This window comes from Mucilaginibacter lappiensis (assembly GCF_050433765.1).
In the GTDB taxonomy this organism is placed as follows: Bacteria; Bacteroidota; Bacteroidia; order Sphingobacteriales; family Sphingobacteriaceae; genus Mucilaginibacter; species Mucilaginibacter lappiensis_A.
Window position 1 is genome coordinate 443,793 of sequence record NZ_JBNPWP010000001.1, and the last position, 26,565, is coordinate 470,357.

General features: G+C 41.3%; 21 protein-coding genes. 5 read left to right on the plus strand and 16 right to left on the minus strand.

Going from position 1 to position 26,565, the window contains the following annotated elements; genetic code table 11:
• Nucleotides 1-54 precede the first annotated feature (54 nt).
• The 5 genes from M2273_RS01875 to proB form a co-directional block, all read right to left on the minus strand.
• A complete protein-coding gene (locus M2273_RS01875) occupies nt 55-459 on the minus strand; it encodes a hypothetical protein (RefSeq protein ID WP_429392268.1) in 405 nt (134 codons plus the stop codon).
• A 110-nt stretch (nt 460-569) separates the two neighbouring features.
• A complete protein-coding gene (topA, locus tag M2273_RS01880; RefSeq protein ID WP_429392271.1) occupies nt 570-2,963 on the minus strand; it encodes a type I DNA topoisomerase in 2,394 nt (797 codons plus the stop codon).
• Nucleotides 2,964-3,081: 118 nt separating this feature from the next.
• Nucleotides 3,082-4,170 carry a tRNA 2-thiouridine(34) synthase MnmA gene (gene mnmA / locus M2273_RS01885; protein ID WP_429392274.1) on the minus strand — a complete coding sequence of 363 codons (1,089 nt, stop codon included), beginning with the start codon at nt 4,168-4,170 and terminating at the stop codon, nt 3,082-3,084.
• 751 nt (nt 4,171-4,921) lie between these two features.
• A complete protein-coding gene (locus tag M2273_RS01890; RefSeq protein ID WP_429392277.1) occupies nt 4,922-6,169 on the minus strand; it encodes a glutamate-5-semialdehyde dehydrogenase in 1,248 nt (415 codons plus the stop codon).
• A gap of 6 nt (nt 6,170-6,175) precedes the next feature.
• Complete coding sequence (gene proB / locus M2273_RS01895) at nt 6,176-7,255, minus strand: glutamate 5-kinase (protein WP_429392280.1); 1,080 nt, start codon at nt 7,253-7,255, stop codon at nt 6,176-6,178.
• Nucleotides 7,256-7,843: 588 nt separating this feature from the next.
• Here proB and M2273_RS01900 point away from each other — a divergent pair.
• The gene (locus M2273_RS01900) at nt 7,844-10,750 is read left to right on the plus strand and encodes a TonB-dependent receptor (RefSeq protein ID WP_429392283.1); all 2,907 of its coding nucleotides are present in this window, start codon (nt 7,844-7,846) and stop codon (nt 10,748-10,750) included.
• A gap of 409 nt (nt 10,751-11,159) precedes the next feature.
• On the opposite strand, the gene M2273_RS01905 is transcribed toward M2273_RS01900, so the two are convergent.
• The 7 genes from M2273_RS01905 to M2273_RS01935 form a co-directional block, all read right to left on the minus strand.
• Nucleotides 11,160-11,870 (minus strand): phosphoadenylyl-sulfate reductase, encoded by a 711-nt coding sequence (locus tag M2273_RS01905; RefSeq protein ID WP_429392285.1) that lies wholly within the window; start codon nt 11,868-11,870, stop codon nt 11,160-11,162.
• Between the two features lies 1 nt (nt 11,871).
• On the minus strand, nt 11,872-13,380 hold the full coding sequence (locus M2273_RS01910; RefSeq protein ID WP_429392288.1) for a TSUP family transporter: 1,509 nt from the start codon (nt 13,378-13,380) through the stop codon (nt 11,872-11,874).
• Between the two features lie 69 nt (nt 13,381-13,449).
• Nucleotides 13,450-15,537 carry a nitrite reductase gene (locus M2273_RS01915; protein ID WP_429392291.1) on the minus strand — a complete coding sequence of 696 codons (2,088 nt, stop codon included), beginning with the start codon at nt 15,535-15,537 and terminating at the stop codon, nt 13,450-13,452.
• A gap of 233 nt (nt 15,538-15,770) precedes the next feature.
• Entirely contained in the window at nt 15,771-16,205 is a 435-nt protein-coding gene (locus tag M2273_RS01920; protein ID WP_429392293.1) for an RrF2 family transcriptional regulator, read from the minus strand.
• A 95-nt stretch (nt 16,206-16,300) separates the two neighbouring features.
• Nucleotides 16,301-16,579, minus strand: a complete 279-nt coding sequence (locus M2273_RS01925) for a SelT/SelW/SelH family protein (protein ID WP_429392296.1) — start codon at nt 16,577-16,579, stop codon at nt 16,301-16,303.
• A 33-nt stretch (nt 16,580-16,612) separates the two neighbouring features.
• A complete protein-coding gene (locus M2273_RS01930) occupies nt 16,613-17,002 on the minus strand; it encodes a VOC family protein (protein WP_429392299.1) in 390 nt (129 codons plus the stop codon).
• On the minus strand, nt 16,999-17,829 hold the full coding sequence (locus M2273_RS01935; protein ID WP_429392301.1) for an MOSC domain-containing protein: 831 nt from the start codon (nt 17,827-17,829) through the stop codon (nt 16,999-17,001). Before M2273_RS01935 ends, M2273_RS01930 begins: the two co-directional genes overlap by 4 nt.
• Before the next feature lie 257 nt (nt 17,830-18,086).
• Here M2273_RS01935 and M2273_RS01940 point away from each other — a divergent pair, with 257 nt between their 5' ends.
• Together M2273_RS01940 and M2273_RS01945 are read left to right on the plus strand one after the other, a co-directional pair.
• Nucleotides 18,087-19,796, plus strand: coding sequence for a GMC oxidoreductase (locus M2273_RS01940; RefSeq protein ID WP_429392303.1), 1,710 nt, complete (start codon nt 18,087-18,089; stop codon nt 19,794-19,796).
• Nucleotides 19,797-19,974: 178 nt separating this feature from the next.
• Nucleotides 19,975-20,688, plus strand: a complete 714-nt coding sequence (locus tag M2273_RS01945; protein ID WP_429392306.1) for a ThuA domain-containing protein — start codon at nt 19,975-19,977, stop codon at nt 20,686-20,688.
• A 102-nt stretch (nt 20,689-20,790) separates the two neighbouring features.
• Here M2273_RS01945 and M2273_RS01950 read toward each other — a convergent pair whose 3' ends face one another.
• From M2273_RS01950 to M2273_RS01965, 4 genes are all read right to left on the minus strand, one after another.
• Complete coding sequence (locus tag M2273_RS01950) at nt 20,791-22,050, minus strand: nucleoside permease (protein ID WP_429392309.1); 1,260 nt, start codon at nt 22,048-22,050, stop codon at nt 20,791-20,793.
• A gap of 289 nt (nt 22,051-22,339) precedes the next feature.
• Nucleotides 22,340-22,942, minus strand: coding sequence for a bifunctional nuclease domain-containing protein (locus M2273_RS01955; RefSeq protein ID WP_429392312.1), 603 nt, complete (start codon nt 22,940-22,942; stop codon nt 22,340-22,342).
• 25 nt (nt 22,943-22,967) lie between these two features.
• Entirely contained in the window at nt 22,968-23,945 is a 978-nt protein-coding gene (locus tag M2273_RS01960) for an electron transfer flavoprotein subunit alpha/FixB family protein (protein ID WP_429392315.1), read from the minus strand.
• 36 nt (nt 23,946-23,981) lie between these two features.
• Complete coding sequence (locus M2273_RS01965; RefSeq protein WP_429392317.1) at nt 23,982-24,719, minus strand: electron transfer flavoprotein subunit beta/FixA family protein; 738 nt, start codon at nt 24,717-24,719, stop codon at nt 23,982-23,984.
• 60 nt (nt 24,720-24,779) lie between these two features.
• On the opposite strand from M2273_RS01965, the gene M2273_RS01970 reads away from it, so the two are divergent.
• Both M2273_RS01970 and chrA read left to right on the plus strand, forming a co-directional pair.
• Nucleotides 24,780-25,106, plus strand: coding sequence for a tetratricopeptide repeat protein (locus M2273_RS01970; protein ID WP_429392320.1), 327 nt, complete (start codon nt 24,780-24,782; stop codon nt 25,104-25,106).
• A gap of 88 nt (nt 25,107-25,194) precedes the next feature.
• Nucleotides 25,195-26,400, plus strand: coding sequence for a chromate efflux transporter (gene chrA, locus M2273_RS01975; RefSeq protein WP_429392323.1), 1,206 nt, complete (start codon nt 25,195-25,197; stop codon nt 26,398-26,400).
• The last annotated feature ends 165 nt before the right edge of the window (nt 26,401-26,565 follow it).

Here is a 26,565-nt window from a genome sequence, read left to right on the forward strand (position 1 = left end):
AAATTATAAAAATTTATGATAATAAATTAAACGGAAAACTTATTTTACAGCACTTTATAATATCATTACCCCGGGTTTGTTTAAAACGGGTAGCTTGATGAAATTCATTTCAACGATACTTTCGGGCAGAAAGATAAATTTTTTATCGTAAATGTTGGTGCCAATATAATAACTGAGCCAGTATTCATTACTAAGCCCGAATGTTTGCTCATCAATGGGTTCAATAAGTTTGAATGATTGATCAGGAACCACCGGAAACATGTGCCTTAAGGTTGACGTTTTTACCTGTACACCATCTTTTTCGCCATAACCTTTAGAGGTAACCATCACATTTTCAATAGGCTCTTTTTTAAGGTTAATAAGATATACGTACCAGGTTTTGCTCTCAACGTTCTCACTTTCTAATGCAACTGCAACTGCAATATCCTGTACGTTATTTTCGGGGAGGTCTTTGATCATCGCATATTAATTTAAACAATCTGTCATTTCGAACGCAGAGAGAAATCTTATGCTGGTTAGTTATGAGTATAAGATTTCTCCTCGTACCTCGTTCGAAATGACACGTGATTCTACTTCTTCTTCGTTGCGGCCTTTTTCTTTGCCGGAGCTTTCTTAGCTGCCGGCTTTACAGCTGCAGCTTTACCAAATCGCCCTTTTTTGGCGTCTTTAGGCATAGCATCAGCTAAAGCTTTGCATTCCTCATAGGTAAGGGTTAAAGGATCTTTATCCTTAGGTATCTTAACGTTAAGTTTGCCAAATTCTATATATGGACCCCAGCGGCCATTTAATACTTTAACAGCCGGATCCTCATCAAATGCTTTGATCAGCTTTTCTGCATCTTTTTTACGCTTTGCCTCTATCAGTACAATTGCTTCCTCTTCGGTAACATCCAAAGGGTCGATTTCTTTTGGCAAGGATATAAAAGCGCTATTGTGGCTTATGTACGGCCCAAAACGGCCAATAGCAACCTTCATTACTTTACCTTCATACTCGCCAACAACTTTAGGTAACTTAAATAGCTCAAGTGCTTCTTCAAGGCTGATGGTTTCTATACTTTGACCGGCCCTTAGGCTGGCGTATAATGGTTTTTCTTCTTTGTTCTCCTCAGTAGCACTTTCGCCAACCTGCACAAACGGGCCGTAACGGCCAATACGCACAGATATTTTTTTGCCGCTTTCCGGGTGAACGCCTAATTCACGCTCGCCGGTGGCTTTATCGGCAGTTTCAATAGTGCTTTGTACTTCTTTATGGAAAGGGTTATAAAAATCGTGCAGCATAGCTGTCCACTCCTTTAAACCCTGTGCTATTTCGTCAAATTGTTTTTCAACGCTGGCGGTAAAGTTAAAATCTACAATATCATTAAAGTGCAGCACCAAAAAGTCGTTCACAACCGAACCAATATCTGTTGGAAATAATTTACCGCGTTCAGCACCGGTATTCTCGGTTTTATCTTCCTTTACAACACTATCGCCTTTTAAGGTTAATACCCTGAAGTGGCGAATTTTACCTTCGCGCTCTTCTTTAACTACATAACCACGGTTTTGTATGGTTGATATGGTAGGAGCGTAGGTTGACGGACGACCTATGCCCAGTTCTTCCAGCTTTTTAACCAAACTTGCCTCAGTATATCGTGCCGGTGGACGAGAGAAACGCTCCGTTGCCGACATTTCCTGCAATGCCAGGCGCTGTCCCCTGGTTAAAGGCGGCAGCATGGTGTTTTCGCCATCCTGTTGAGTATCTTCTTCCTCATCGTCAGATTCAAGGTAAACTTTCAGGAAACCATCAAACTTCATTACTTCGCCGTTGGCGGTCAGTTCTTCCCTGCGGCTTGATATACTGATCTTCGCGGTGGTTTTTTCAAACTGTGCTTCACTCATTTGCGAAGCTATGGCACGTTTCCAGATCAGCTCATATAAACGTTTTTCGGCCGACTCACCATCAATAGTATGGTTATTAAAATAAGTAGGCCTGATTGCTTCGTGAGCCTCTTGCGCGCTTGCGTTCTTGGTTTTATATTTCCTTAGCTGATGGTATTTATCGCCGTAAGCTGATACGATCTCTTTTTGAGCGGCATCCAACGCGGTTTCGGATAAATTTACCGAATCGGTACGCATATAAGAGATATAACCCGATTCGTATAATCTTTGTGCCACTTGCATGGTGCGCGCAACGGAATATCCAAGTTTCCTGCTGGCTTCCTGTTGCAGGGTTGATGTAGTAAAGGGAGCAGCCGGCGACCGTTTGGCAGGTTTGGTTTCTAATGAACGTATTTCAAAATCGGCGCCTATGCAGTCGTTTAAAAACTTTTCTGCATCTTCCTGCTGACTAAAACGCTCGGGTAGTTCGGCCTTAAAAGCTTCTTTACCCTTGCCAAATATGGCCACTATTTTAAAAGCGGCTTCTGATTTAAATTTATTGATATCCCTTTCGCGATCAACAATTAATCGTACGGCCACTGATTGCACACGACCAGCCGAAAGTGATGGCTTAACTTTTTTCCATAGAACAGGGGAGAGCTCAAAACCAACCAGCCTATCAAGCACACGGCGCGCTTGCTGTGCGTTTACCAGGTTGTAATCAATTTTACGCGGTGTATCAATGGCACGTAAAATAGCAGGTTTGGTTATCTCATGAAAAACAATGCGCTTGGTAGTAGCATCTTTTAAACCCAGTGTTTCAAATAAATGCCAGGATATAGCCTCACCCTCACGGTCCTCGTCCGATGCCAGCCAAACCATCTCTGCTTCTTTAGCTAATTTCTTCAACTCGCTCACTACTTGCTTTTTATCGGCAGGTACTTCGTATTTTTGTGTGAAGTTATTGGCTGTGTCAATCGCATCTTCAGATTTTATCAAATCACGGATGTGGCCATAGCTCGATTTAACAGTAAAGTCTTTACCAAGGTATCCTTCAATAGTTTTGGCTTTCGCCGGAGATTCTACAATGAGTAAATTTTTGGCCATTTAGCAGTTATTTTTTGCAAATAAAACATAAAGAAAGTGAAACGCAAATTCACTTGGCGTTTAATTTTTTAATTTTTGAAGTAAAGGGAAATTATTGCAGGACTAAATCCGCTTGTTTTTACATCAGGAAACCACCGCCTAACAGGTCGTTGCCTTCATAAAAAACAGCCGATTGCCCCGGTGCAATGCCTGATACGGTATGATGAAAATCAACCTTCATGTGTTCGCCCATTTGTACAATGGTGCTTTGCGTGCCTGCATCCTTATAACGTATCTTGGTAATGGCCTCAATGGGCTCATTGATATTGGCATATTTAACCAGGTTAAGATTTTTAACCCAGGCCTGCTTGCGTTCCAATTCATCGGCAGTACCCAAAACTACGGTATTGGTTTGCGGGTCAATACTGGTAACAAACATAGGCTGGCCCAACGCTATACCCAAACCTTTACGCTGGCCTATGGTATAAAAGGGATATCCCTGATGCTTGCCCACTATAGTGCCGTTTGTGAGCACGAAGTTACCGCCGGCAACACGTTCTTCCAAATCGCCTACTTTATGTCTTAAAAAGGCTCTGTAGTCGTTGTCGGGTACAAAGCATATTTCGTAGCTTTCGCTTTTGCCGGCAAGTTCAACCTGGCCCATGTCCATGGCCATTTGCCTGATCTCGGGTTTAGAGAAACTGCCTAAAGGGAATTTGGTACGTGCCAGGTTTTGTTGCGATACGCCCCAAAGCACATAAGACTGGTCTTTATTTTCGTCCTTACCTTTTGATATTACATAACGGCCATTATCCTGCAAGCGGATGTTGGCATAGTGACCGGTAGCTATAAATTCGCAGTCCAGTTTATCTGCACGTTTTAAAAGTGCATCCCATTTAATATGAGTATTACATAAAACGCATGGGTTAGGGGTACGACCGGCCAGGTACTCATCCACAAAATTGTCGATCACAAAATCGCCAAATTCGCTCCTGATATCCAATATATAGTGGGGGAAGCCATAACCAACGGCCAACGCACGGGCATCGTTAATACTATCCAGGCTGCAGCATCCTGTTTCTTTTGAGCTACCACCTGCTGAGGCATAGTCCCAGGTTTTCATGGTAAGACCAATAACCTCATAGCCCTGCTCATGCAACATTACTGCTGCTACCGAACTATCAACGCCACCGCTCATTGCCACTAAGATCCTGCCATGCTTACTCATAATGCTGCAAAGATACCTTTTTGATTTTTATGTTGGTGTCTTATTGGGTCAGGCGAGCGTAAAATGAATGTGTTTTGATAAATTGTTGCGTTAACTATAGATTAATTAGTATTAATAATCAATATTTTATGATTGTTATATAAAGTTTTAGTTCTTTATTTCAAATATAATTCAGAATCAATCAAATATAATTCAGAATCAAACCGCTAAGGTTTATTGGTTTAAACCGTTATTGCTTGAACGTGAATTTTTTCATGCGATATAAGAACAAGGTACTTCAAATAAACAAAAAAACATTCCTTCAGGTTTTGAGGTAAAAAAAATCGAATTTGGAAAAAAGTACAAGAAAATGCATTTAAATACTATAAAAGCATTGAAATTTGAGCTTTTTATTAGGTGTAACTCCCACACGGATTTCAATATTAAAAGCTTTTTTTTGCGATTATTTTAAATAATAAATGTGCAATTGACCATTGTAAAAAACATGTAAGTTTTTTGTTAAAAAAAATGCAAAAGTGCTTAACACTATTGCAACATCAGGTTTACAATTTAAATTTGTTATACCCTAATTAATTTAAAATGATAAGCCAGTTAACATTAGAGCAAAAACTGCAAGGAGTAATTTTAGTGATTATTTGCTTTGTTGCCGTAGCCAACTACTTGATTAAGTAAGAGCCGGGCCGAACAGTGAAGAAAAATTTAAGGTGCTTTTTTAAGCACCTTTTTTTTGCAATAAAGTGTAAATTTAATGTTAAGGATTGCGTGTTTGCCCGTCGCCTTTAACTATCCATTTATAACTGGTTAGTTCATCAAGGCCCATAGGGCCGCGGGCATGTAGTTTTTGGGTACTGATTCCGATCTCGGCACCTAAGCCAAATTGAGCGCCATCGGTAAATGCAGTTGATACATTGGCATAAACCGCGGCTGCATCCACATCATTCAAAAACGTAGCTATGTTACCGGCATCTTCAGAAATAATAGCCTCACTATGCTTTGAGCCATTTACAGCTATATGCTCAAGCGCCTGTTTAAAATTATCAACCGTTTTAACCGCCATTTTCATCGACAGAAATTCTGTACCAAAATGTTCTGGCTGGGCTTTATGCAGCAGATCTGCAGGGTAGTTGCTTTTCAGGGCTGTATAAGCTGCTTCGTCAGCAAATAATTCTACCTGTTTTTTCTTTAAAATATGGGTAAGCCGGGGCAGGTCATTAATACGGCTGGAATGAATAATTAAACAATCAAGCGCATTACATACGCTAACCCGGCGTGTTTTGGCATTAGCAATAATTTCTGCACCCTTTTCCAGGTCGCCCGATTCATCAAAGTAAGTATGTACAATGCCTGCACCGGTTTCAATAACCGGCACTTTGCTATTATCCCGTACAAAGTTTATCAACGATTGGCTTCCGCGGGGAATTAATACATCTACATATCCAATGGCGTTTAATAATGCGGCGGTGGCTTCACGATCGGCGGGCAGGAGGGTTGCAATATTGACATCCAGCCCGTGTTTAAGCAATACTTTATGGATAACCGATATGATGGCCCTGTTTGAGAAGTCGGCATCGCTACCGCCCTTTAAAATGCTGATATTACCGGTTTTAAAACAAAGGGCAAACACATCAAAAGTAACATTGGGCCGTGCTTCATAAATAACGCCCACAACACCCAACGGTACCCGGACTTTTGTAATAGACAGGCCATTTGGCATATTGGTTTCTGAAAGTTGTTTGCCCAAAGGGCTATCCAAATGTGCAACATTTACCATATCGCCGGCAATAGCTTCGATTCTTGCCGCGGTGAGTTTTAGCCTGTCATATTTGGGATCGGCCGGGTCCATACGGTCAAGGTCCTTTTGGTTCTCGGCCAATAGGTGATCAGTTTGGGTTATAGCTTCGGCAGCCACATCCTGTAATACCTGATTTATTAAAGCAGGAGCGAGGGGTGGTTTTCTGCCGGCTACGAGCGCGTTTTGGAAATAGATATCGTAATTCATATAATGTTAACCCTGTAAATAAAGATAATCATAATGCACTAAGGGCTTTTGATTTTTTTGCCCTATTCTTTCCTTTGCCTTATCAGCCCCATACTCGGCAATACCTAAACCCACCAGTTTATCTTTTTCATCAACCAATTTAATAATGTCACCTTTCTTAAAGTCGGTTATTACCTTAATAATACCTACAGGCAATAAACTGGTGGCTTTGCTTGATATAAGGGCGGCTTTAGCGCCATCATTAACTTTTACGGTGCCTGTGGCCGATTTTTCAGAGTGAGCTATCCATTTCTTTTTGCCCGAGGCTGTTTTATTTGGAACAAAACGGGTATGGATAACTTTATTCTCCAGTACATCAGTTAAAATATTATCCCTTGTTCCATTGGCAATATGTACGGCAATGCCTAACTGGGCGGTTTTTTGCGACATGGTTGATTTAGTGATCATGCCGCCACGGCCAAACTGCGAGCGGCCCGACGAAACGAATGTTGCAAAATCGACAACTGATCCGCTAACTTCTTCAATTACTGCTGAACCAGGGGCTTTGGGGTCGCCATTATAAATGCCATCAACATTGGTTAAAACAATAAGTGCCTGTGCGTTCAGCATAGAGGCTATAAGACCCGCCAGTTCATCATTATCCGTAAACATCAGTTCTGTTACCGATACCACGTCATTTTCATTAACAACTGGAATCACCTGGTGTTGCAGCAATAGCTCTAAACAGTTTTTCATGTTCAGGTAATGCATCCTGTCCCTGAAATCCTCTTTGGTAACCAGCACCTGCGAACAAAGGATATTAAAACGTTCAAAAAGATTAGAGTAGGTATTGATCAGCTTAACCTGACCAATGGAGGCCAGCAATTGTCTTGCGGCAATGGCATCATATTTTTCTGAAATGGTTATCAGGCTTCTGCCCGAAGCTACTGCTCCTGATGATACAAGGATCACCTCCTTACCCTGTTTTTTTATCGCGGCTATTTGCTCAACTAAATGCTCAATCCGTTGCAGATCGGGGAGGCCGTTTTCCTGGGTAAAAACGTTTGACCCGATTTTAATGATGATGCGCTGATAATTAAAGGACATTGTAGTTAAGCTTAAAAGTAGCAATATTAAACATTTTTCATATAAAAATGACGGGTATTTTGAATAAAACAGGTATAATTTAGATTTTTTAATTATAAAATTTAATTTTCATGACATTTATAATGTTTTTATGTGTTATTTGGTGTAAATATTGAGATTGTTGATCAATTTTGATTATAAAATGCATTAAATTAATTATTTTAACATGAAATTAGGATAAATTAATGTTATTTTATCAGATGTATTTTGATGGACGAATGGGAGAAATAGCATATAAAGAGGGGTGTTTTTCCATATCCGGTGCACATAAAACAATCCACATAATTTAAAAAAGAATAAAAAAATTGATATAAATGATTTTTTTTATATTTTTGTCGACTAATTCCATAGACTATGTATCATAAATACTCAATTGTTACCCCTTATATACTAATGCAGCTATCTGCTGCATGTTGTTGTTGATGTTTTTTGTCCCTACATCTATCAAAAACATTTTAATCAACATAATTTAAGAACCACCACCACCTTACTTACTTCATGAAAATTTTTACAAATTCATTAAAGGTCCTTGTACTTTTTCTTGCCCTTATGCCAACCCTAAGCTATGCGCAGCTTAATGGTTCGTACATTTTAAGCGGAAAAGTGAATGATGAGCATGGACAGCCATTAGTTGGCACCACTGTTACCATAAAAGGCACCACCAATAGAGCCGCGACTGATAGTACCGGTAAATTCTCTTTAACAACCAGTGCCAAATTACCTTATACGTTGGTTTTTACCGCTGTAGGTTTCCAGCCACAGGAGTTTTTTATCAGAAACGCCAACAGTGCTTTAAATATACAGCTTACCACCCAGTCATTATTAATCAATGAGGTGGTTGTTACCGCATCCCGTAAGGAAGAAAAGCTTTTACGGTCGCCTGTCGCTATCGAAAAACTGAGCATTAATGCACTTAAGCAATCGCCTGGCCCAAGTTTTTATGACGCCCTCGAAAACGTAAAAGGCGTACAGATGACCACTACCAGCATTACGCTTAAAGTACCTAACACCCGCGGCTTTAATAGCCCCAACAACTTCAGGTTCATGCAATTGGTTGATGGTGTGGATATGCAGTCGGCTACGTTAGGCGTACCACTTGGTAATGCCATTGGGCCAACTGAGCTTGATATTGCCAGCATTGAAATTACCCCTGGTGCCGCTGCCGCTCTATATGGTACAAATGCTATAAATGGTTTATCAAATTTATTCACCAAAGATCCCTTTAAATACCAGGGGTTAAGCTTTTACCATCGTCAGGCGGTAAACCATGTAGGGAACGATGCCTTAGGTGCAAGTTCTCTTACTGAAGATGCCTTGAGGTTTGCCAAAGCTTTTAATGACAAATTTGCCTTTAAAGTTAACTTTAGCTATTTGCAGGGTACCGATTGGCAGTCAAACACTCAAAAAGATCAAAATCCAGGTAACCTTAAAACTGCGAACCCGGCTTATCCGGAGCTAACCGGAATAAGTAATGCCGCTTATGATGGCTGGAACAAATATGGTGATGATGCCCTTGCCGGAAGTAATACCGTAGTTGTAAAAGGTATTACCGTTGATGGTGTGGCCAGGCCAAACCTTACCGTGGCCCGGACAGGTTATAATGAGATTGACCTGGTTAACCCTAAAGTAACCAACTTAAAGTTAGATGGTACTTTATCCTATAAGATTACCCCTAATACCATATTGTCATATACTTACCGCTATGGCAGGATGGATGGAGTTTTTCAACGTGGTAACAAAATATCACTCGACGGTGCTACTGTACAAAATCACAAAGTGGAGTTAAAAGGAAAGGACTTTTTGGTTCGTGCGTATGAGTCGATTGAGAATACCGGAAATTCATTTAATGTGAAGCCCTTAGCCGATAACCTTGACCTTAATCACGCCAGTAACTCTGCATGGGGAACGTTGTTTAAAAACGGACTTGATAATTTTGCCGCGGCAAACGGCGGTTTAAAAAGCTCGAATTTAGCAGCTGCAGAGCAGTTTGCAAGAGCGGCGGCGGATAAGGGAAGGGTAGAGCCAGGTACTCCTGAGTTTAACTCTCTGAGAAAAACCATAATAGGTATTAATAACTGGGATATCAAGTCGAGTCTGATCCCTAACGCGCCGGTTACAGGTGGGGCTGCCCTGGTGCAAAAAAGCCATATGTATAATGCAGAGGCTCAATGGGATCTTACAAATAAGGTAAAAGTTGTTGACCTGTTAGTAGGTGGTGATGTACGCGTGTACTCGATCACCCCCGATGGTAATAACTTTGTTGATTTTAGTCGCCCAATTGCCGATAGGAACACCCCATTAGCCGATGGCAGTTTTGGCAGTAATGTTACTTATAAAAAATATGGTGCCTTTACCCAGGTTACCAAAACATTTTTTGATAACAAGCTGAAATTGTTTGGTTCCATAAGATGGGATTATAACCCGTATTTCGATCCTAAGTTCACGCCGCGTTTAGCCGCTGTTTACTCTATTAATGAGAATCATAATTTCAGGTTCACTTTCCAAAACGGTTACCGTTTCCCATCATTGTTTGAAGCTTTATCATATGTGAACAATGGTCGTGTAAAACGTGTGGGTAGTTTACCTTTTATTAACGATGGTCTGGGTTATTTAGGTAACAGCTATACACAATCATCAGTAGTTGCCTTTAACGCGGCTGTAAACGCTGCTCCGGGCAGTGCAAGTGGTACCGATGCTACCGCCCTTGCCAACAGGAACCTGCTAAAAGTGGCCGACCTGCCACCTGCAAGACCAGAGCAGATCACCTCATACGAGGTGGGTTATAAGGGTATCATACTTGATAACAAGGTATTTGTTGATATAGATGCCTATACCAACCGCTACGACGGCTTTTTGGGCCAGGTGCAGGTGTTTGTACCTAACGGCGCCACAGTTGGATCTGATGCTGCTGTACTGTCTATGCTCGACATTAACCGTGATCCAACTACCGGAAGCACCACTAACGCTGCGAGTCAGGGTCAAAGCAGATACCGTGTATATACCAACGCCAAGAATATTTATAACAACTATGGCTCATCAGCAGGTGTTACCTATAATTTTTATAAAAGATATACCGTATCTGGTAACGTAAGCTTTAACAAACTAAAAGCACAATCAACCTCTGATATTTTTGTGACTGGCTTTAATACACCAGAGTGGTCAGGCAACGTATCATTCGGAAACCGTGAGGTGGTTAAAAATTTCGGCTTCAACGTAGTATACAAATGGCAGGAATCTTTCTTGTGGGAAAGCCCGCTGGTAACCGGTACTGTGCCTGCCATAGGTACATTGGATGCTCAGGTTACTTACCGGGTACCGCAATATTATGCCACATTTAAACTGGGTGCAAGCAATATATTCAACAAAAGATATATTCAATATGCCGGTGGCCCAACTATTGGCGGCTTATACTATGTATCGGTTACATTAGATGGCTTGTTAAGCAAGCAACAATAAAAGCGCTTTTTTTAATACGTTTTATATAGTTTTTTAAGGCGGATGACTGATTATCATCCGCTTTTTTGTTGTGTTTGAATCTTGGTTTATAGGATTTCTGGATTTTCATGATTGCGTGATTGGAAAGAGGTAATCCCTTGAGATAAATAACCCACATACCACATACCCAATCAAAAAACCGAACACGTCATTGCGAGGAACGAAGCAATCTCTATGCTGTACAGAGGAAACAGAAAAGTATAACCTGCATAATTGATCTGCTTGTGTAGAGATTGCTTCGTGCCTCGCAATGACGCGCGGAGAAGGGATGCAAGCGAGCGCAAGTAAGGCGATGGGCGTCAGTAAGCCACAAAAACAAAAAAGCTAACGGATCAATCCATTAGCTTTTAAAATTAAATGATAAACTCTTCTAATGCTGTTTTACCTCGTGCAATCCGCATTCTTTTTTTGATTGATCTTCCCACCACCAGCGGCCGGCACGGAAATCTTCACCTTCGGCCACAGCCCGGGTACAAGGCGCACAGCCAATGCTCGGAAAGCCCTTATCATGCAGTGAGTTGTAAGGGATATTATATTGCTTGATGTAGGCTTTAACCTCGTCTAACGTCCAGTTATAAATAGGATGGAACTTAACCAGTTGGTTTTGTTCGTCCCATTCTACATTTTCCATATCCTGGCGATTTGCCGATTGATCAGCCCGGATACCGGTGATCCATAGCTTATTGCCTTTGAGCGCCCTTTTTAGCGGCTCAATTTTACGGATACCACAACATTCCTTACGGTTCTCAACCGATTCGTAAAAACTATTAGGACCTTTTTTGTTTACCATTTCGGCTACCAGGTCCTGGTTGGGGAAATATGCATGTATAGGTTGTTTATACCTGTCCATAGTACTGGCCCATACCGAATAGGTTTCACGGAAAAGCCTGCCCGTTTCAAGGGTGAAAACTTTTATAGGTATTTTATTAGCAAATATCATGTGGCTAATTACCTGGTCTTCCCAGCCAAAGCTGGTCGAAAATACAATTTCGCCAGGAAACAGCTCTGCCAGCTTGCTCAGTGCCTCAACAGGTTCTAAGCCGGCAGTTATATCTTTTATATGTTTAACTACTTCGCTCATGTTATAAAACCTTTGTTACAAAGGTGACTATTGATTTCAGGCTTACCAATATTACGATCACCGCTACCGAAACCATTATTGTTTTTGTTGATATTTTATTTGAGATACGGGCCGCTATTGGCGCTGCCAACGCGCTGCCTAAAATAAGACCTGAAACTGCCTGCCAGTGGTCGCTGCTTACCATGGAGATAAAGGTTAAAGAACCCATCATGGCAATGAAAAACCTTGACAGCTTTACAGTGCCTAAAGAAAAACGCGGACTACGGCCACCTGCTATCAGGGTAGATAACACGATAGATCCCCAGCCGCCGCCGCCAACAGCATCAATAAAACCACCACCTAAGCCAAGCAGCGAAATGCGTTTTACCTTATCAACCGATTTTTTGCGCTTAGCATTGAATGCTTTTGATAATATTACACAGCCCAATATTAAAGTATATAGTGATACAACAGGCTTGGTATACTGACTATAATGCTCCAATGACGATAACAGGTAAGCACCTGTAACCGCACCAATAATACCAGGTATTACTAATAATTTAAACAGCTTCCAGTTAATATTGCCCATGCGGTAATGCATCCATCCGGCAATGCCGCAACTCAATATCTCAGAAAGGTGAACACCCATACTGGCCGATGCCGGCGGGATCCCCATGGACAGGGAAAAGGTAGTAGAGGTAACCCCGTATGACATGCCTATGGCACCATCTATCATAGCGAATAAAAAACCTGCCCCTAAAAAATAATAGAACTGCGGGCTTACACCTTCTAAGAAGGTTTTAAAACCAGGTTCTCTGATATATAAGGCGGTTACTACTACAGCAATGGCAATAATGATCGTAGACCATATCAACCATATAAAATTCTTGTTTATACGTGGTTTGGGTTCAACCAATACCGAAGTTATGCCATTCAATTTTTTAACCTTGTAGGCAAAATCACCGGTTAGCGTATTCCTGAGCTCGCTCATTTGCTGCAGGGTATCATCCAGTTCATCGGGCAGGCTTTCGTTTAAAACTTCTTTTAAACGTTTGGCTATCGTTGGCGATTTTCCGTTTGTTGAAATAGCCAGCTTCAGGTCGCCTTTTTTTACTATCGAAGCCAGGTAAAAATCGCAAAGCTCAGGCTTATCCGCCACATTGATGAGCAGCTTGCGATCATGTGCCGACTGGCGGATATAATTATTCAGATCGCTGTCATTAGTAGCAGCTATTACCACTTCGGCATTGTTCAGGTCATCATCAGTAAATGATTTTTGAACTATAGTTACCCCTTCATGCTGAGATGCCAGCGTATGAATCTCCGGTAAAAAATCGCGGGATATAACAGTTACCTTTGCAAGATTGCTGTTATTGAGGATGGCTGTCAGTTTTTCTAAACCAACATTGCCGCCACCTACCAGCACGGTATGCAAATCATTCAGCTTTAAAAAAACAGGAAACAATTGATTGCCGCCGGTTTCATTATTCTGCGCTTTTGTTAAGCTACTATCCTTTGGCAATAATGTCATAAAATTCTTTACTAAGCTGAAATCGGAGCAATTCCTTAACTGCTTTATCGTTAGTTAAATGGCTCATTATTATACCAGCGCCTCTCTCTTTGCTTTACTCTTATCTAAAAATTCAGTAGCCTGTGCTAAATATGCTGCAGCAAATTCTGCCGATGGTTCATGCTGATTGATCTGCAATACCAGATCGTTGAAGCTGCCCTGGATATCAAATTCGCCCTTATCTACATAATTGGCATCAAACTCACGGATAACCGCTGCCTGGGTGCTGGTGCTAACACTTTTATCTAACAGTAATGCCTTGGCCGAGCTTAAAAGTACATTATAGGAATGGTAAATGGCGTCAGACCAGGCACCTGCCTGGAACGATTGATTTGCCCAACCCAGTTTTTCTTCAGACTCATATAATAAAGTAGCCACCAGGTCAATGATCACACCGGCACACTCGCCAACCCCGATAGCACTTACATAGGTTTCCTGGTGACCCCAGTCAACAAATTCTTCATCGGTAAGTGTTGTTAAATCGGCAAGGGGTTTTAATAGCCTGTAAAAATAATCTTTACCCTGTCTGTCATAATAGGCGTGGTAAGTTTCATTTTCTGTAGAAAGCTCTTTATAATCATCAAGTAATGCCCTTAAAACATCTGTAGCCCTTTTTGACGGTACTTTTATTACTCTATCAGCAGCACGGCCAACGCCATCGCCAACAGTACCACCACCTAACATTACCTGTACAGAAGGCAACACTCTTGTGCCAGCCTTAAGCGAGCTGCCATGAAAACCAATATGCGCCAAACCATGTTGTCCGCATGAGTTCATACAGCCGCTTATTTTTATCTTAATATCGCGGTTATAAATAAAATCCTCGTATTCGTTGTAAATCAAGTCCTCAAGTACACGCGCCATGGTCATACTGTTTGATATACCCAGATTACAGGTATCAGTACCGGGGCAGGTGGTAACATCGGCAACGCTGTCAAAACCCGGAGCGGCCAGTTCCAACTTAGCCAAACCCTCATATAAAGCAGGTAACGCTTCTTTACGGACAAACTTTAACAATAAGCCCTGGTTTTGGGTAATGCGGATCTCATCGGCCACTAAAGGCTGTAAAACTTTTACCAGCTCGCGAGCGGTATCTGATGAAATATCACCAACCGGAACTTTAATATATACGCCAAAATATCCTTTTTGCTTTTGCTCAAATATGTTGGTAGCCAGCCATTGTTCATACCTGAATGGGTTGCTGATGCTTACTTCGGCAAAAGAAGTTTGTTCAGGAATAGCGGGCAGGGCAATGGTATCGCGGTTAATTGGATAGCTTTTTACCTTAAGGGCTGTTCTTTCAATTTCGGCCAGGCGCAAAACTTCTTCCAATCCAATTTTTTGGATCAGGTATTTTAAGCGGGCCTTGTTACGGTTGTTGCGTTCGCCATAACGGTCAAACACCCTGATGATAGCTTCAATATAGGGGATCAGCTTATCCTCAGGTAAAAATTCTTCAACTATACTGGCCAGTATCGGCTGGGCACCTAAACCACCACCCAATAGCACCTTAAAGCCACGTTCGCCATTAGGGTTTATTTTAGGGATAGCACCAATATCGTGCACATAAGAAAAGGCGGTATCAGCATCGCTTGATGAAAAAGAGATCTTGAATTTACGCCCCATTTCCTGACATACCGGGTTACGCAAAAAGTATTCAAAAGTGGCATGCGCATAAGGCGATACATCAAATGGTTCCTGCGGATCAATACCCGCGGCAGGGGAGGCGGTAACGTTCCTTACCGTGTTTCCGCAGGCCTCGCGCAGGGTAATATCATCCTGCTCCAATTTGGCCCAAAGTTCGGGCGTGCGGTCAAGACTTACATAATGTATCTGGATATCCTGGCGGGTAGTAAGGTGCAGGTTACGGCTTCCATATTCGTCAGAAATATCGGCTATGCGCAACAATTGTTTAAATGTAACCTTACCAAAAGGCAATTTAATACGCACCATTTGTACGCCAGGCTGTCTTTGTCCGTAAATTCCCCTTGCTAAACGCAGGCTCCTGAATTTTTCGTCATGTATCTTGCCTTCGCGAAAAGCCACGATCTTTTTTTCAAGATCAATGATATCTTTCTCAACTATCGGGTTCTCCAGTTCCGTTCTGAAGCTTTGCATATGTTATAGTTTAATCAATTATAAAAAAAGCCTCTTTTGCTTTAGGCTAAAGAGGCGTATATGGTTAATACAAAAATTATAGCCTTGCCTTATTGTGTTTTAAACAGTAATACATGGGGTTTTTGTATAAAATGTTTTTGCTATGAGTGGTAATCATTTACCAAATATATACATAGTATAGGGAAATGGTAGAATTAAATTAAAAAAAGTTAGCTTTTTACAGTTTTATGAGATTACGGGTGGATGAGTGATTGTTCTCTGGCGATGATATCAGCTATGCTGGTTTCGCTTAGTATTTTTAATGTGGCATCCCTTACATCAACAAATACATCCCTTATACCGCAGGTAGTTTCCTGATGACATTCATCACATTTATGGTAAAAGTTTAAGCTGGCACAGGGCACCATGGCAATAGGGCCATCGGTTATGCGCATAATACTCACCAAAAATATTTCCTTTGGGTCGCGGTTAAGACTGTAACCGCCGCCGGCTCCTTTTTTGCTATACAAAAAGCCCGCATTGCGCAGGTCTAACAATATTTGCTCCAGGAACTTTTTGGGGATACGTTCGGCCTCGGCGATTCTTGAAATTTGCATTGGCGGTTGATCCATGTTTTTGCCCAGGATCACCAATGCCTTAATAGCGTACTTAGTTTTTTTGGATAGCATTTTCTAAAATAAAACTAACAAAGGTAAATAAGAATTTTGTTAATTATAAATAAAAATATCGAGTAATACTATAGAATTAAAATACTCTATAATATTTATCTGTTATCGGAGTGCCCCAGGCTTTTATCGGGGTTAACACGATCGCGTACCAATTGCTTTAATTCTTTAATTTCGGGGAAACGGCCCTGTTCTTTGCGGTCAAACAGCACAATGCTGTCAACGCTGATGGTATATTTGCCGCTTATTTCACTCGGATGCAGCGTTACACCATAAACATCATCAGCAAAAGTGGTAAGCAATTCCTGGGCCATGTAGGCGGCCCGCATCATCCAGTTACATTTGGGGCAATATTCAATGGTGATGGTTGGTTTCATTTTTCTAATCTATTAATATAAAGCAGAGATATCTTAATTCGGCTGTATCAAATCCCATAAATTACCATACAAGTCCTCAAACACGGCTACCGTACCATATTCTTCTGCTATTGGCGGTCTTACAAAATTAATATCCAGTTTAAGCATTTTATGGTAATCGCGCCAAAAGTCATCAGTATATAAAAACAGGAACACCCGTTTACCTGATTGATTACCAATGGCTTGATTTTGTTCGTCATTAGCCGCTTTTGCCAGTAAAATATAACATTGTGCCTGTTTATCAGGTGCAATTAATACCCATCTTTTGGTGTCACTTAAAGCCCTGTCTTCAATAAGGATGAAGTCAAGTTTTTGAGTGTAAAACTCAATGGCCTCATCATAATCTTTAACCAATAGCGCTATATGTGCGATATACCTTTTCATTTTTGAGGTACAATGAACCTTTCTTCATTATGAATACTCAATACCTCGATTGTATCGCCTACAGTAATAATACCAGTACCCTCATGGATCAGGTTTTGGCCAAACAGTATTTTATTATTCTTAAAACGATAGGACGCTAAAGTTTTTAAAGGTTCTTTAGCCTTTACCGCGGTTTGCTGGTTTATAGTGGTCATTATACAGCGGGCACAAAGTTTTGCGCCATAAAAACTAATGTCTGCAATGTTTATATGCTTCATCAGGTCTTCCTCAAAAGGCCCGCCGCCGATAAAAACAATATTCGGCCTAAACCTGTTCATGGGCAACGGTTCGGTAAGGCGGCTATTCAAATCATCAAGCGATGCCTGACCGATAATTAAAAAGGGATAGGCATCAGAAAAAGAGGTAACTGAGCCTTCGGGAGCATATCTTTGATCAACTTCACGCCGGGTATCATCGGGCATATAAACCAGCCGGCATTTTATACCAAGCGCATCACTGAACCAGGTGTCATGTTCATCACTCACAAATACACCAGGGCATGTATCATCCCAAATAACCACCTGCTGTTTGGTTGGGTTGTGTTGCTTAAAAGGTATACTAACAGATCCATTTAAATGGTGGGTAACCAATAAACCACCACTTTCAATCTGCACTTTCAATAATGCCATTTGTGGAAACTCCCTTTGTGTAAGGAAGCGGTTCTGCTCATCCACCAGCATCCAGCGCCTGTCATATTTTAAGCCACGATCAGTAACCTCCGAATGGGTTACGGCTATGCCGCCCAATGATTTTATAGGGTAAATATATAGTTCACTTATAGTAAGCATGGCATTGTGCAGGTGAGGGGTAAAAATATAAAATTTGATGCTGTTTTACATGATTGAAATTAAGAATGTTAGGGTTAGGGGTCATCAAAGAGCAGACCGGGTGAGTCAATTCCCCAATAAGTCTTTTGTAACCGCATAATTACAATCGATTGTATTTTTATGCGCTACTTGATTGCTTTAGTTGATTTTAATTAATAATATTGTTTATCCAATTACCAGAACCAATTCTTAATTAACCTTTAATAATTAGTTAAATTATGCCATTAAACAATGTAAGCGGCAAAGCTAAGGCCGATAATACCTATGATGCGATAGTTATCGGCTCGGGTATAAGCGGAGGCTGGGCGGCTAAAGAATTAACCGGAAGAGGCTTGAAAACCATTATGCTTGAACGCGGGCGAAATTTTGAGCATATCAAAGATTACAAAACAGCCAGTAAAGATCCCTGGGATTTTGAGCACCGTGGCAATGTAACACAGGCACAGCGCAAGGTGCGCCCGGTTATTTCACGTGGATGGGGCGCTACTGAGCCCATTATGGATTATTGGGTAAATGAACAGGAAGCTCCGTACACCGAAGTTAAGCCCTTTAACTGGTGGCGTTCTTACCAGTTAGGCGGGCGCTCTATTTTATGGGGAAGACAAAGCTACCGCTGGAGCGACCATGATTTTGAAGCTAATGCAAAAGATGGCTGGGCAATTGACTGGCCAATACGCTATAAAGATCTTGCACCCTGGTATGATCATGTAGAAAAATTTGCCGGAGTAAGTGGTTCATTGGAAGGTTTATCGCAATTGCCTGATGGGCATTTCCTGCCGCCTATGGATATGAATTGGGTTGAAAAGGATGTGGCTGAACGTATTAAAAAGAACTATAACGGTACAAGGCACATGATCATTGGCCGTACGGCTAATCTTACAGCTGCTATACCAGGCCGTACAAAATGCCAGTTCAGGAACAGGTGCTGGGAAGGTTGTCCTTTCGGCGGATATTTCAGTACACAGTCGTCAACTTTGCCTGCGGCCCTTGCAACCGGGAACCTGACTGTAAGACCATTCTCTATAGTTACTAAAATATTATATGATAAGGATACCCAAAAGGCAACAGGGGTAGAGGTACTGGATGCCGAAACCAACCAGACCTATGAGTACTATGCAAAAATTGTGTTTGTTAACGCTTCGGCATTAAACAGTGCATGGGTATTGATGAATTCGGCTACTGACGTTTGGCCCGATGGGCTGGGCAGCAGCAGTGGTGAACTTGGGCATAATATTATGGATCACCACTATAACCTGGGTGCATCTGGTAAAGTAGAGGGTTTTGAGGACAAATATTATTATGGCCGCCGTGCAAACGGTATTTATGTGGTGCGGTTTGCCAATTTATTTGGTGATAAGCGGGATTATTTGCGGGGTTTTGGTTACCAGGGCGCCGCAAGCCGTACAGGCTGGAGCCGGGAAATAGCTGAATTGAACATTGGTGCGCAATATAAAGATGCCATAACCGAACCCGGAGAATGGCAAATTGGGATTGGAGGTTTTGGTGAACTGCTCCCTTATCATGAAAACAAGATCACCCTTGACAAAACCCGGAAAGATAAATGGGGACTGCCAATTTTAGCTATGGATGCCGAAATTAAAGATAACGAGAAAAAGATGCGCATTGATATTATTAAGGAGGCAAAAGCCATGCTGGAAAGTGCCGGTGTTAAAAATGTAAAAACACACGACAGGGGGCACCATGTAGGCGATGGCATTCATGAAATGGGTACAGCAAGAATGGGCCGCGATCCTAAAACATCTGTATTAAACCAACACAACCAGGTATGGGATGCCAAGAACGTTTTTGTTACCGATGGCGCAGCCATGACCTCATCAGCATGTCAAAATCCGTCATTAACCTATATGGCCCTAACCGCACGCGCAGCCAATTTCGCCGCGGATGAATTAAAGAAAGGGAATATTTAAGGAGATAATAAACAAAGGATTAAAGATAGAAGGAAAGAACAAAAGATAAATCAAACATTATAAGTCATCCCGAATTTATTTCGGGATCTCATGAGCAGGGCCAATCATTGGAATTGACCTGCTCATGAGATGTTGGAAAAAGTTCAGCTTGACATAAAATAATTTAACCCAATATAACATGAAGAAACTAATCATCGTTGCCCTATTGATCAGCTCGGTATTTACACAGGCTTTTGCCAAAACCAAAGTATTGGTTTTTAGTAAAACAGCTGGTTTTCATCATAACTCCATAGCTGTAGGCGTTCCTGCCATTATAAAACTTGGCCAGGAAAATAATTTTGATGTGGATACCACTACCAATGCCGAAAAATTTACAGCTGCTAATCTTAAGCAATACGCGGCGGTAATATTTTTAAGTACTACCGGGGATGTTTTGAATGATACCCAGCAAACCGCTTTTGAACAATATATAAAAGCAGGTGGCGGGTTTGTAGGTGTACACGCGGCAACCGATACGGAATATGACTGGCCTTGGTATGGTAAACTGGTTGGGGCTTATTTTAAAAGTCACCCGAAACAGCAGAACGCTACCCTGCATGTGGTTGACCGTAATTTTATAGCTACCAAACACTTGCCCGAAGAATGGAAAAGATGGGATGAATGGTATAATTACAAATGGATTGGCGATGATCTGCATGTGCTGATCAAGATTGATGAGAAAAGCTATACAGGTGGCGAGAACGGTGATAATCACCCTATGAGCTGGTACCATGAGTTTGATGGCGGCAGGGCATTTTATACCGAACTGGGCCATACCGATGAATCATACGCTGATCCTTTGTATTTGAAGCACCTTTTGGGTGGGATACAATATGCGATAGGGAAGAAGTAATTGTCTGAATCAGAATTTACAGGATTTAAGGATTTTCAGAATAATCAAGTTACATTCTGTTAATTTTCAAATCCTGTAAATTCTGATTCAGATGATATTGTTTTACGCGTGTGCAATAGCATGTTTGAGTGCCGCGTTATGTTTATACCTAAACACAAACGGGAAAACAATAGCAATCACCAAGGCATACACCGCAAAAGTAAGCCAGATGCCGTGCCAGTTTTTGCTTTGATCGGGCATGGTGAAAAATTTATCAATAATTTCACCGCTTGCAAAACTGCCAAACAATGCTCCAAATCCATTTACCATCATCATAAATAAGCCCTGTGCACTGCCTCTTATTTCGGGAGTTGTTTGTGTTTCAACAAATAATGAGCCTGAAATATTAAAGAAATCAAACGCCATACCGTATACAATACAGGATAAGATTATCATCCACAACCCTTCGGCAGGGTTTCCAAAAGCAAAAAGCCCAAATCGTAACACCCAGGCTAACATGCTGAACAGCATCACATACTTAATTCCAAATTTACGCAGGAAGAATGGGATAGCTAAAATGAAGAGCGTTTCGGATATCTGGGATATGGACATAATGATAGCAGGATATTTTACTGCAATTGAGTCCTTATACGCAGCTACATTTTTAAAATCATGGATGTAGGTATCACCATAGGCATTGGTGAGCTGTAACGCTGCTCCTAAAAGTAGGGAGAAAGCGAAAAAAATAGCAAATTTCGGGGTCTTAAATAAAGCAAAGGCATTTAATCCTAATAAGTCTATAAACGACTTATTATTGGTTTTAGTTAAAAGAGGCGGGCATTTTGGAAGGCTGAATGAATAAATACCCAATGTTAAAGCTATTGCAGAGGCGATATAAAACTGGTTTGGCGAGGTTTCATTATGAGTGAGGCTTACTACCCATAGTGCCACAATAAAACCAATAGTTCCCCAGATCCGTATTGGGGGATAATCCTTCACTACATCTATATTGCTGTTTTTTAAAGCTGAAAATGCAACTGTTATTGACAGGGATAAGGTTGGCATATAGAAGATCATATTTAATAACATTACCCAGAAAAACGTGGAAGGATCTTTTACAAGGGGTAACGTAAATAATACCAATGCCCCTAAAATATGCATAATGCCGTATAGCTTTTCGGCATTTACAAGCCTGTCTGAAATAATGCCGGTAAGGGCCGGCATAAAGATCGCTGAGATACCCATGGTGGAGAAAATGGCCCCAAATTGGGCTCCCGACCAATGTTTATTTTGAAACCAATAAGCACCTATAGTTAAAAGCCAGGCCCCCCATATAAAATATTGCATAAAATTCATCAGAATTAAGCGAAACTTAATATTCATACAGTACCTGGTTTAATAAATATGATCAGTGTTAAATTAAAAATGGAAAGTAATGAAATAAATGTAAATCAAGAAACCGCCAAGCAGGGAATTTAGTAAAATGGGATGTATTTGACTATTGGAATTTTTAATACTCGCTAAAGTGTCTGTCATTTCGAGCTATAGCGAAAAATCTTATACACTATTCAAAGTTCCTATGAAAAGCCATATAAGATTTCTCCTCGTTCCTCGTTCGAAATGACATGGGTGATTGTTTTACCAATTAAGCTTCCGAAATCACTACTTTAAATTATGACGCTTTGCGCTTGTTTAACTCATCACGTATTTTGGCTGCTTTTTCGTATGATTCTTCGGCAAGCGCTTCCTGCAGTTTTGTTTTTAGCTCATCGATACTTAAGGATGCAAATCCGCTGCCTACCGCGGTACCAACAGATTTTTCTTCCTGGGTTTCGTTAATATTTTCAAGATAAACAAAATCATTGCCTTCAATTACAATGCCTGCGGTTGAAAGTATAAATTCGTATGTGAAAATAGGGCAGTCAAATCTAACAGCCACGGCAATGGCATCAGATGTACGGGCATCAATTTCAACAGACTTTTTACCATCACTGCAAATTAGTTTGGAGTAAAATATACCATCAACCAAATTATAAATGATGATCTCCTGCACCTCTATCTGGTAGGCCTGCGCAAAGCTCTTGAACAGATCATGCGTAAGCGGTCGGCTTGGGGTCATTTTCTCTATTTCGATAGCTATGGCCTGCGCTTCAAAGCTGCCAATAATTATGGGGAGCCTGCGGCGTCCGCTCACTTCGCCTAAAACCAAAGCGTAGGCACCTGATTGTGTTTGACTGTATGACAAGCCTACAATATCCAGCTTAATTTTTTTCATGTTATTACCCATCGCACCTAATAATTTATGCTGAAGCTTTATATTCTTTAACGGCCGCTATTAATTTAGGCACCACTTCAAATGCGTCGCCAACAATACCATAGTCGGCTACCTTAAAAAACGGAGCCTCGGGATCTTTGTTAATAACCACAATAACCTTTGAAGAACTGATGCCTGCCAGGTGTTGTATGGCACCTGAAATTCCTATTGCAATATACAAATTTGGACTGACAGCTATACCAGTTTGTCCAACGTGTTCACTATGGGGGCGCCATCCGGCATCTGATACCGGTTTTGAGCATGCTGTAGCTGCTCCAAGCAGTTCGGCCAGCTCTTCTACCATTCCCCAGTTTTCAGGGCCTTTAAGGCCGCGCCCTGCCGAAACTACAATTTCGGCATCGGGTAATGATACTTTATCGGTTGAGCGTACGATCTCTTTGATCATGGCTTTAAAATCCGACTCTTTAGTTTCTACTGTAAAATCTTCTACCTGGGCTGTTCCTCCGGTTTCCACAACTTTATAAGAGTTAGGTACCAGGGCAATAACCTTATTGGCCGATGTTAATTCAACAACAGCAAAAGCTTTGCCCGAAAACGCGGTTTTTTTAACGGTGAATTTACCTCCATTTTGTTCAGGTAATGCTACTGCGCCATCTGCAACGCCAGCCTCCAGTTTTACACCCAGTCTGGGAGCCAGGCCACGGCCCGAGAAGGTATTGGATAATACTACAATATCTGCGCCTTGTTTTTTAGCAGCTTCGGCAATTACTGAGGCATAGGCCTGGTTTACAAAATTCTTCAATTTTTCTCCAGATACGTGAAGCACCTTTTCGGCTCCGTATTTGCCTAAGGCAGCCAGTTCGCCGGCGCTTACATCGCCAATAGAAATAGCCACAAGGCTGGTGTTATTTTGATCGGCAATAGCCCGGGCATAAGTTACGGCTTCAAAAATCGACTTCTTGAATTTACCGCCGGCATTTTCCGCATATATTAAAACTGACATATTAAATGTTTTCGTAAAAATCGGTTTAAATTTTAATTATATAACACGTGCTTCGGTGTGTAAAAGCTCAACCAGTTTAGCCGTATCATCAGCAGGTACCAGTTTAACCTGTCCGCGTGGGGCAGGTGTTTCATAACTGAGAATCTCTGAAAATGTTTTTACATCAACTGGTTCAACAACAGTTAAGGGTTTGGTGCGGGCCGACATGATACCACGCATGTTAGGTATTTTAGGTTCTGCAACACCTTCGGCGGTACCTGCTACAAAAGGGAATGGAATAGTCAAAACTTCTTTGCCGCCTTCAATTTCGCGCTCAACAGTTGCATTGCTGTCAGTAGCATCTAACTTTTTAATGATGGATACCGATGGCATATCCAGCAGTTCGCCCAGCATACCGGCCACTTTTGAACCGTTATAGTCAATGGACTCTCGGCCGGTTAAAATAAGGTCGAATGGATTGGCTTTTACATATTGGGCTATTTGATAAGCCACATACCAGGCATCATGCGGTTTAGCGTTTATACGCACCGCATCAGTTGCACCAATAGCGAGTGCCTTGCGGATGGTGGCCTCTGTATTTACTTCACCAACATTAATAACCGTTACTGAACCCTTACCGCCATCGGTTAGCTCAATAGCGCGCGAAAGAGCTATCTCGTCATAAGGATTTAATATAAATTGAACACCATTTGTATTAAATTGGGTGTTGTTATCAGTAAAGGTTATTTTTGTGGTGGTATCAGGAACATTACTTACACATACCAAGATCTTCATATTAATAGGTTTTTGCAAATTTAGTTAAAAAAGATAGAGTTTAAAATGGAGTTGAGCAGATTGGATAAGCTATTAGAATTTATAAAGAATGAACCAGAGGACGAGTTCTTAAAATATGCCCTCGCTACAGAATATCTGCGTCTTAATCAGGCAGATAAGGCCTTGACTTATTATGAGGATTTAATTACAAACCATCCTAACTATGTAGGCACTTATTATCATTTAGGCAAGCTATACGAAGCCCTTAACCGTAAACAGGATGCCATTAACACCTACGAAACCGGCATGAAAACCGCCAAACTGAAACGTGACAACCATGCGTTTTCAGAATTACAGGCTGTTTACAGACTGGCCATGGGTATTGAAGAAGACGATGATGATTATTAGTTCATTGGTTCACTGGTTTATTAGTTCATTAGTAAACAATGGCTAAATTTAAACCCGGCACCAATAAACTAAATGAACTAATGAATCGATGAACATTACTAAACGGCATCTTCTATTTCTCCGCGACGTTCTTATTTACACATTTACCGCTTTTGGGGGGCCGCAGGCGCACATAGCTGTTTTGCTACGCGAATTTGTTGAAAAAAGACATTATATAACCGAGGATGAACTGATGGAACTAAATGCGCTGTCGCAGGTATTGCCCGGTCCATCATCAACCCAAACACTGGTTGGCATAGCCTGGAAGGTAGGGGGGCTGCGGTTAGCGCTGATCACTTTCCTGATATGGATCCTGCCTTCGGCAGCAATAATGGGGGTAGCAGCCATCAGCTATAAAATGTTTGCCAATCATGCAAAGTTTGCCCATGTAATTACCTATATACAACCTATGGCTGTGGGGATTGTGGCTTACGCTACTTACACCTTTGCTAACAGGTTTTTAAAAACACGGGTGAGCACTATGCTGGCCATCGGATCGCTTATAGCAACGCTTATTTTACAGAATGCCTACGCTTTCCCAATATTGGTTTTATTGGGGGGCATCATATCATCGGCCATGGAAACACAGCCGCAGGAAAATGAGCTGCGGGTTAGGCTATATTCAAATGTAAACCCTAATAAAGTGGCTTATTTTATAGGAATACTGTTGTTTTTTGCTGCTTTGGGCGCCATTATTAACCAAACATCGCCATTTAGTTTACCCATACGTTTGTTTGAAAACTTTTACCGTAACGGTATATTGATATTTGGCGGCGGACAGGTTATGGTACCGTTAATGTATACCGAATTTGTGGAGGTTAAACATTACCTGAGCAATTCGGAGTTTCTTTCTGGCTATGCTTTGCAACAGGCTTTACCAGGTCCAACATTTTCTTTTACTTCATTTTTAGGTGGCATTACATTAGGGAACAAGGGTTTTGGCATTGGCGGCCAGATTGTAGGCAGCCTGGTGGCGGTGATAGGTGTAAATACACCGGGCCTGATACTGATATTGTTCATCGTACCTTTTTGGGAGGATTTGAAAAGAATAAGCCGTATCAAAAACTCATTAAGCGGTATTAATGCGGTTGCAGTAGGGTTTATGGCCACTGCCTTTATTTTACTGGTAAAGCCATTTGGTGGTGATTGGGTAGCTTATGGCTTAATGACCGGCACCTTTGCCCTGCTGCATTTTACCAAAATAAAAACCCCGGTAGTTATCATCATCGGGGTTTTGCTGGGTATATTTTTTTGAGCCCCCCGGCCCCTAAAGGGGGAGTTTTTTGATTAGCGGCTTCGTTTAAAAACGCCTTAAAGTAATTGAATAAATACCTTATAACAAAGCCCTGATTCCAAAAGAATCAGGGCTTTGTTATTTTATGATTTGCGAACATCTGCATATTCAAAAGCTCACCCTTTA

Excerpts from the sequence above, each read along its gene's own strand:
- M2273_RS01875 (WP_429392268.1), bottom strand. The coding sequence starts at position 459 with ATGATCAAAGACCTCCCCGAAAATAACGTACAGGATATTGCAGTTGCA.
- topA (WP_429392271.1), bottom strand. The coding sequence starts at position 2,963 with ATGGCCAAAAATTTACTCATTGTAGAATCTCCGGCGAAAGCCAAAACT.
- mnmA (WP_429392274.1), bottom strand. The coding sequence starts at position 4,170 with ATGAGTAAGCATGGCAGGATCTTAGTGGCAATGAGCGGTGGCGTTGAT.
- M2273_RS01890 (WP_429392277.1), bottom strand. The coding sequence starts at position 6,169 with ATGAATTACGATATCTATTTCCAAAACGCGCTCGTAGCCGGCAGAAAA.
- proB (WP_429392280.1), bottom strand. The coding sequence starts at position 7,255 with ATGTCCTTTAATTATCAGCGCATCATCATTAAAATCGGGTCAAACGTT.
- M2273_RS01900 (WP_429392283.1), top strand. The coding sequence starts at position 7,844 with ATGCCAACCCTAAGCTATGCGCAGCTTAATGGTTCGTACATTTTAAGC.
- M2273_RS01905 (WP_429392285.1), bottom strand. The coding sequence starts at position 11,870 with ATGAGCGAAGTAGTTAAACATATAAAAGATATAACTGCCGGCTTAGAA.
- M2273_RS01910 (WP_429392288.1), bottom strand. The coding sequence starts at position 13,380 with ATGACATTATTGCCAAAGGATAGTAGCTTAACAAAAGCGCAGAATAAT.
- M2273_RS01915 (WP_429392291.1), bottom strand. The coding sequence starts at position 15,537 with ATGCAAAGCTTCAGAACGGAACTGGAGAACCCGATAGTTGAGAAAGAT.
- M2273_RS01920 (WP_429392293.1), bottom strand. The coding sequence starts at position 16,205 with ATGCTATCCAAAAAAACTAAGTACGCTATTAAGGCATTGGTGATCCTG.
- M2273_RS01925 (WP_429392296.1), bottom strand. The coding sequence starts at position 16,579 with ATGAAACCAACCATCACCATTGAATATTGCCCCAAATGTAACTGGATG.
- M2273_RS01930 (WP_429392299.1), bottom strand. The coding sequence starts at position 17,002 with ATGAAAAGGTATATCGCACATATAGCGCTATTGGTTAAAGATTATGAT.
- M2273_RS01935 (WP_429392301.1), bottom strand. The coding sequence starts at position 17,829 with ATGCTTACTATAAGTGAACTATATATTTACCCTATAAAATCATTGGGC.
- M2273_RS01940 (WP_429392303.1), top strand. The coding sequence starts at position 18,087 with ATGCCATTAAACAATGTAAGCGGCAAAGCTAAGGCCGATAATACCTAT.
- M2273_RS01945 (WP_429392306.1), top strand. The coding sequence starts at position 19,975 with ATGAAGAAACTAATCATCGTTGCCCTATTGATCAGCTCGGTATTTACA.
- M2273_RS01950 (WP_429392309.1), bottom strand. The coding sequence starts at position 22,050 with ATGAATATTAAGTTTCGCTTAATTCTGATGAATTTTATGCAATATTTT.
- M2273_RS01955 (WP_429392312.1), bottom strand. The coding sequence starts at position 22,942 with ATGAAAAAAATTAAGCTGGATATTGTAGGCTTGTCATACAGTCAAACA.
- M2273_RS01960 (WP_429392315.1), bottom strand. The coding sequence starts at position 23,945 with ATGTCAGTTTTAATATATGCGGAAAATGCCGGCGGTAAATTCAAGAAG.
- M2273_RS01965 (WP_429392317.1), bottom strand. The coding sequence starts at position 24,719 with ATGAAGATCTTGGTATGTGTAAGTAATGTTCCTGATACCACCACAAAA.
- chrA (WP_429392323.1), top strand. The coding sequence starts at position 25,195 with ATGAACATTACTAAACGGCATCTTCTATTTCTCCGCGACGTTCTTATT.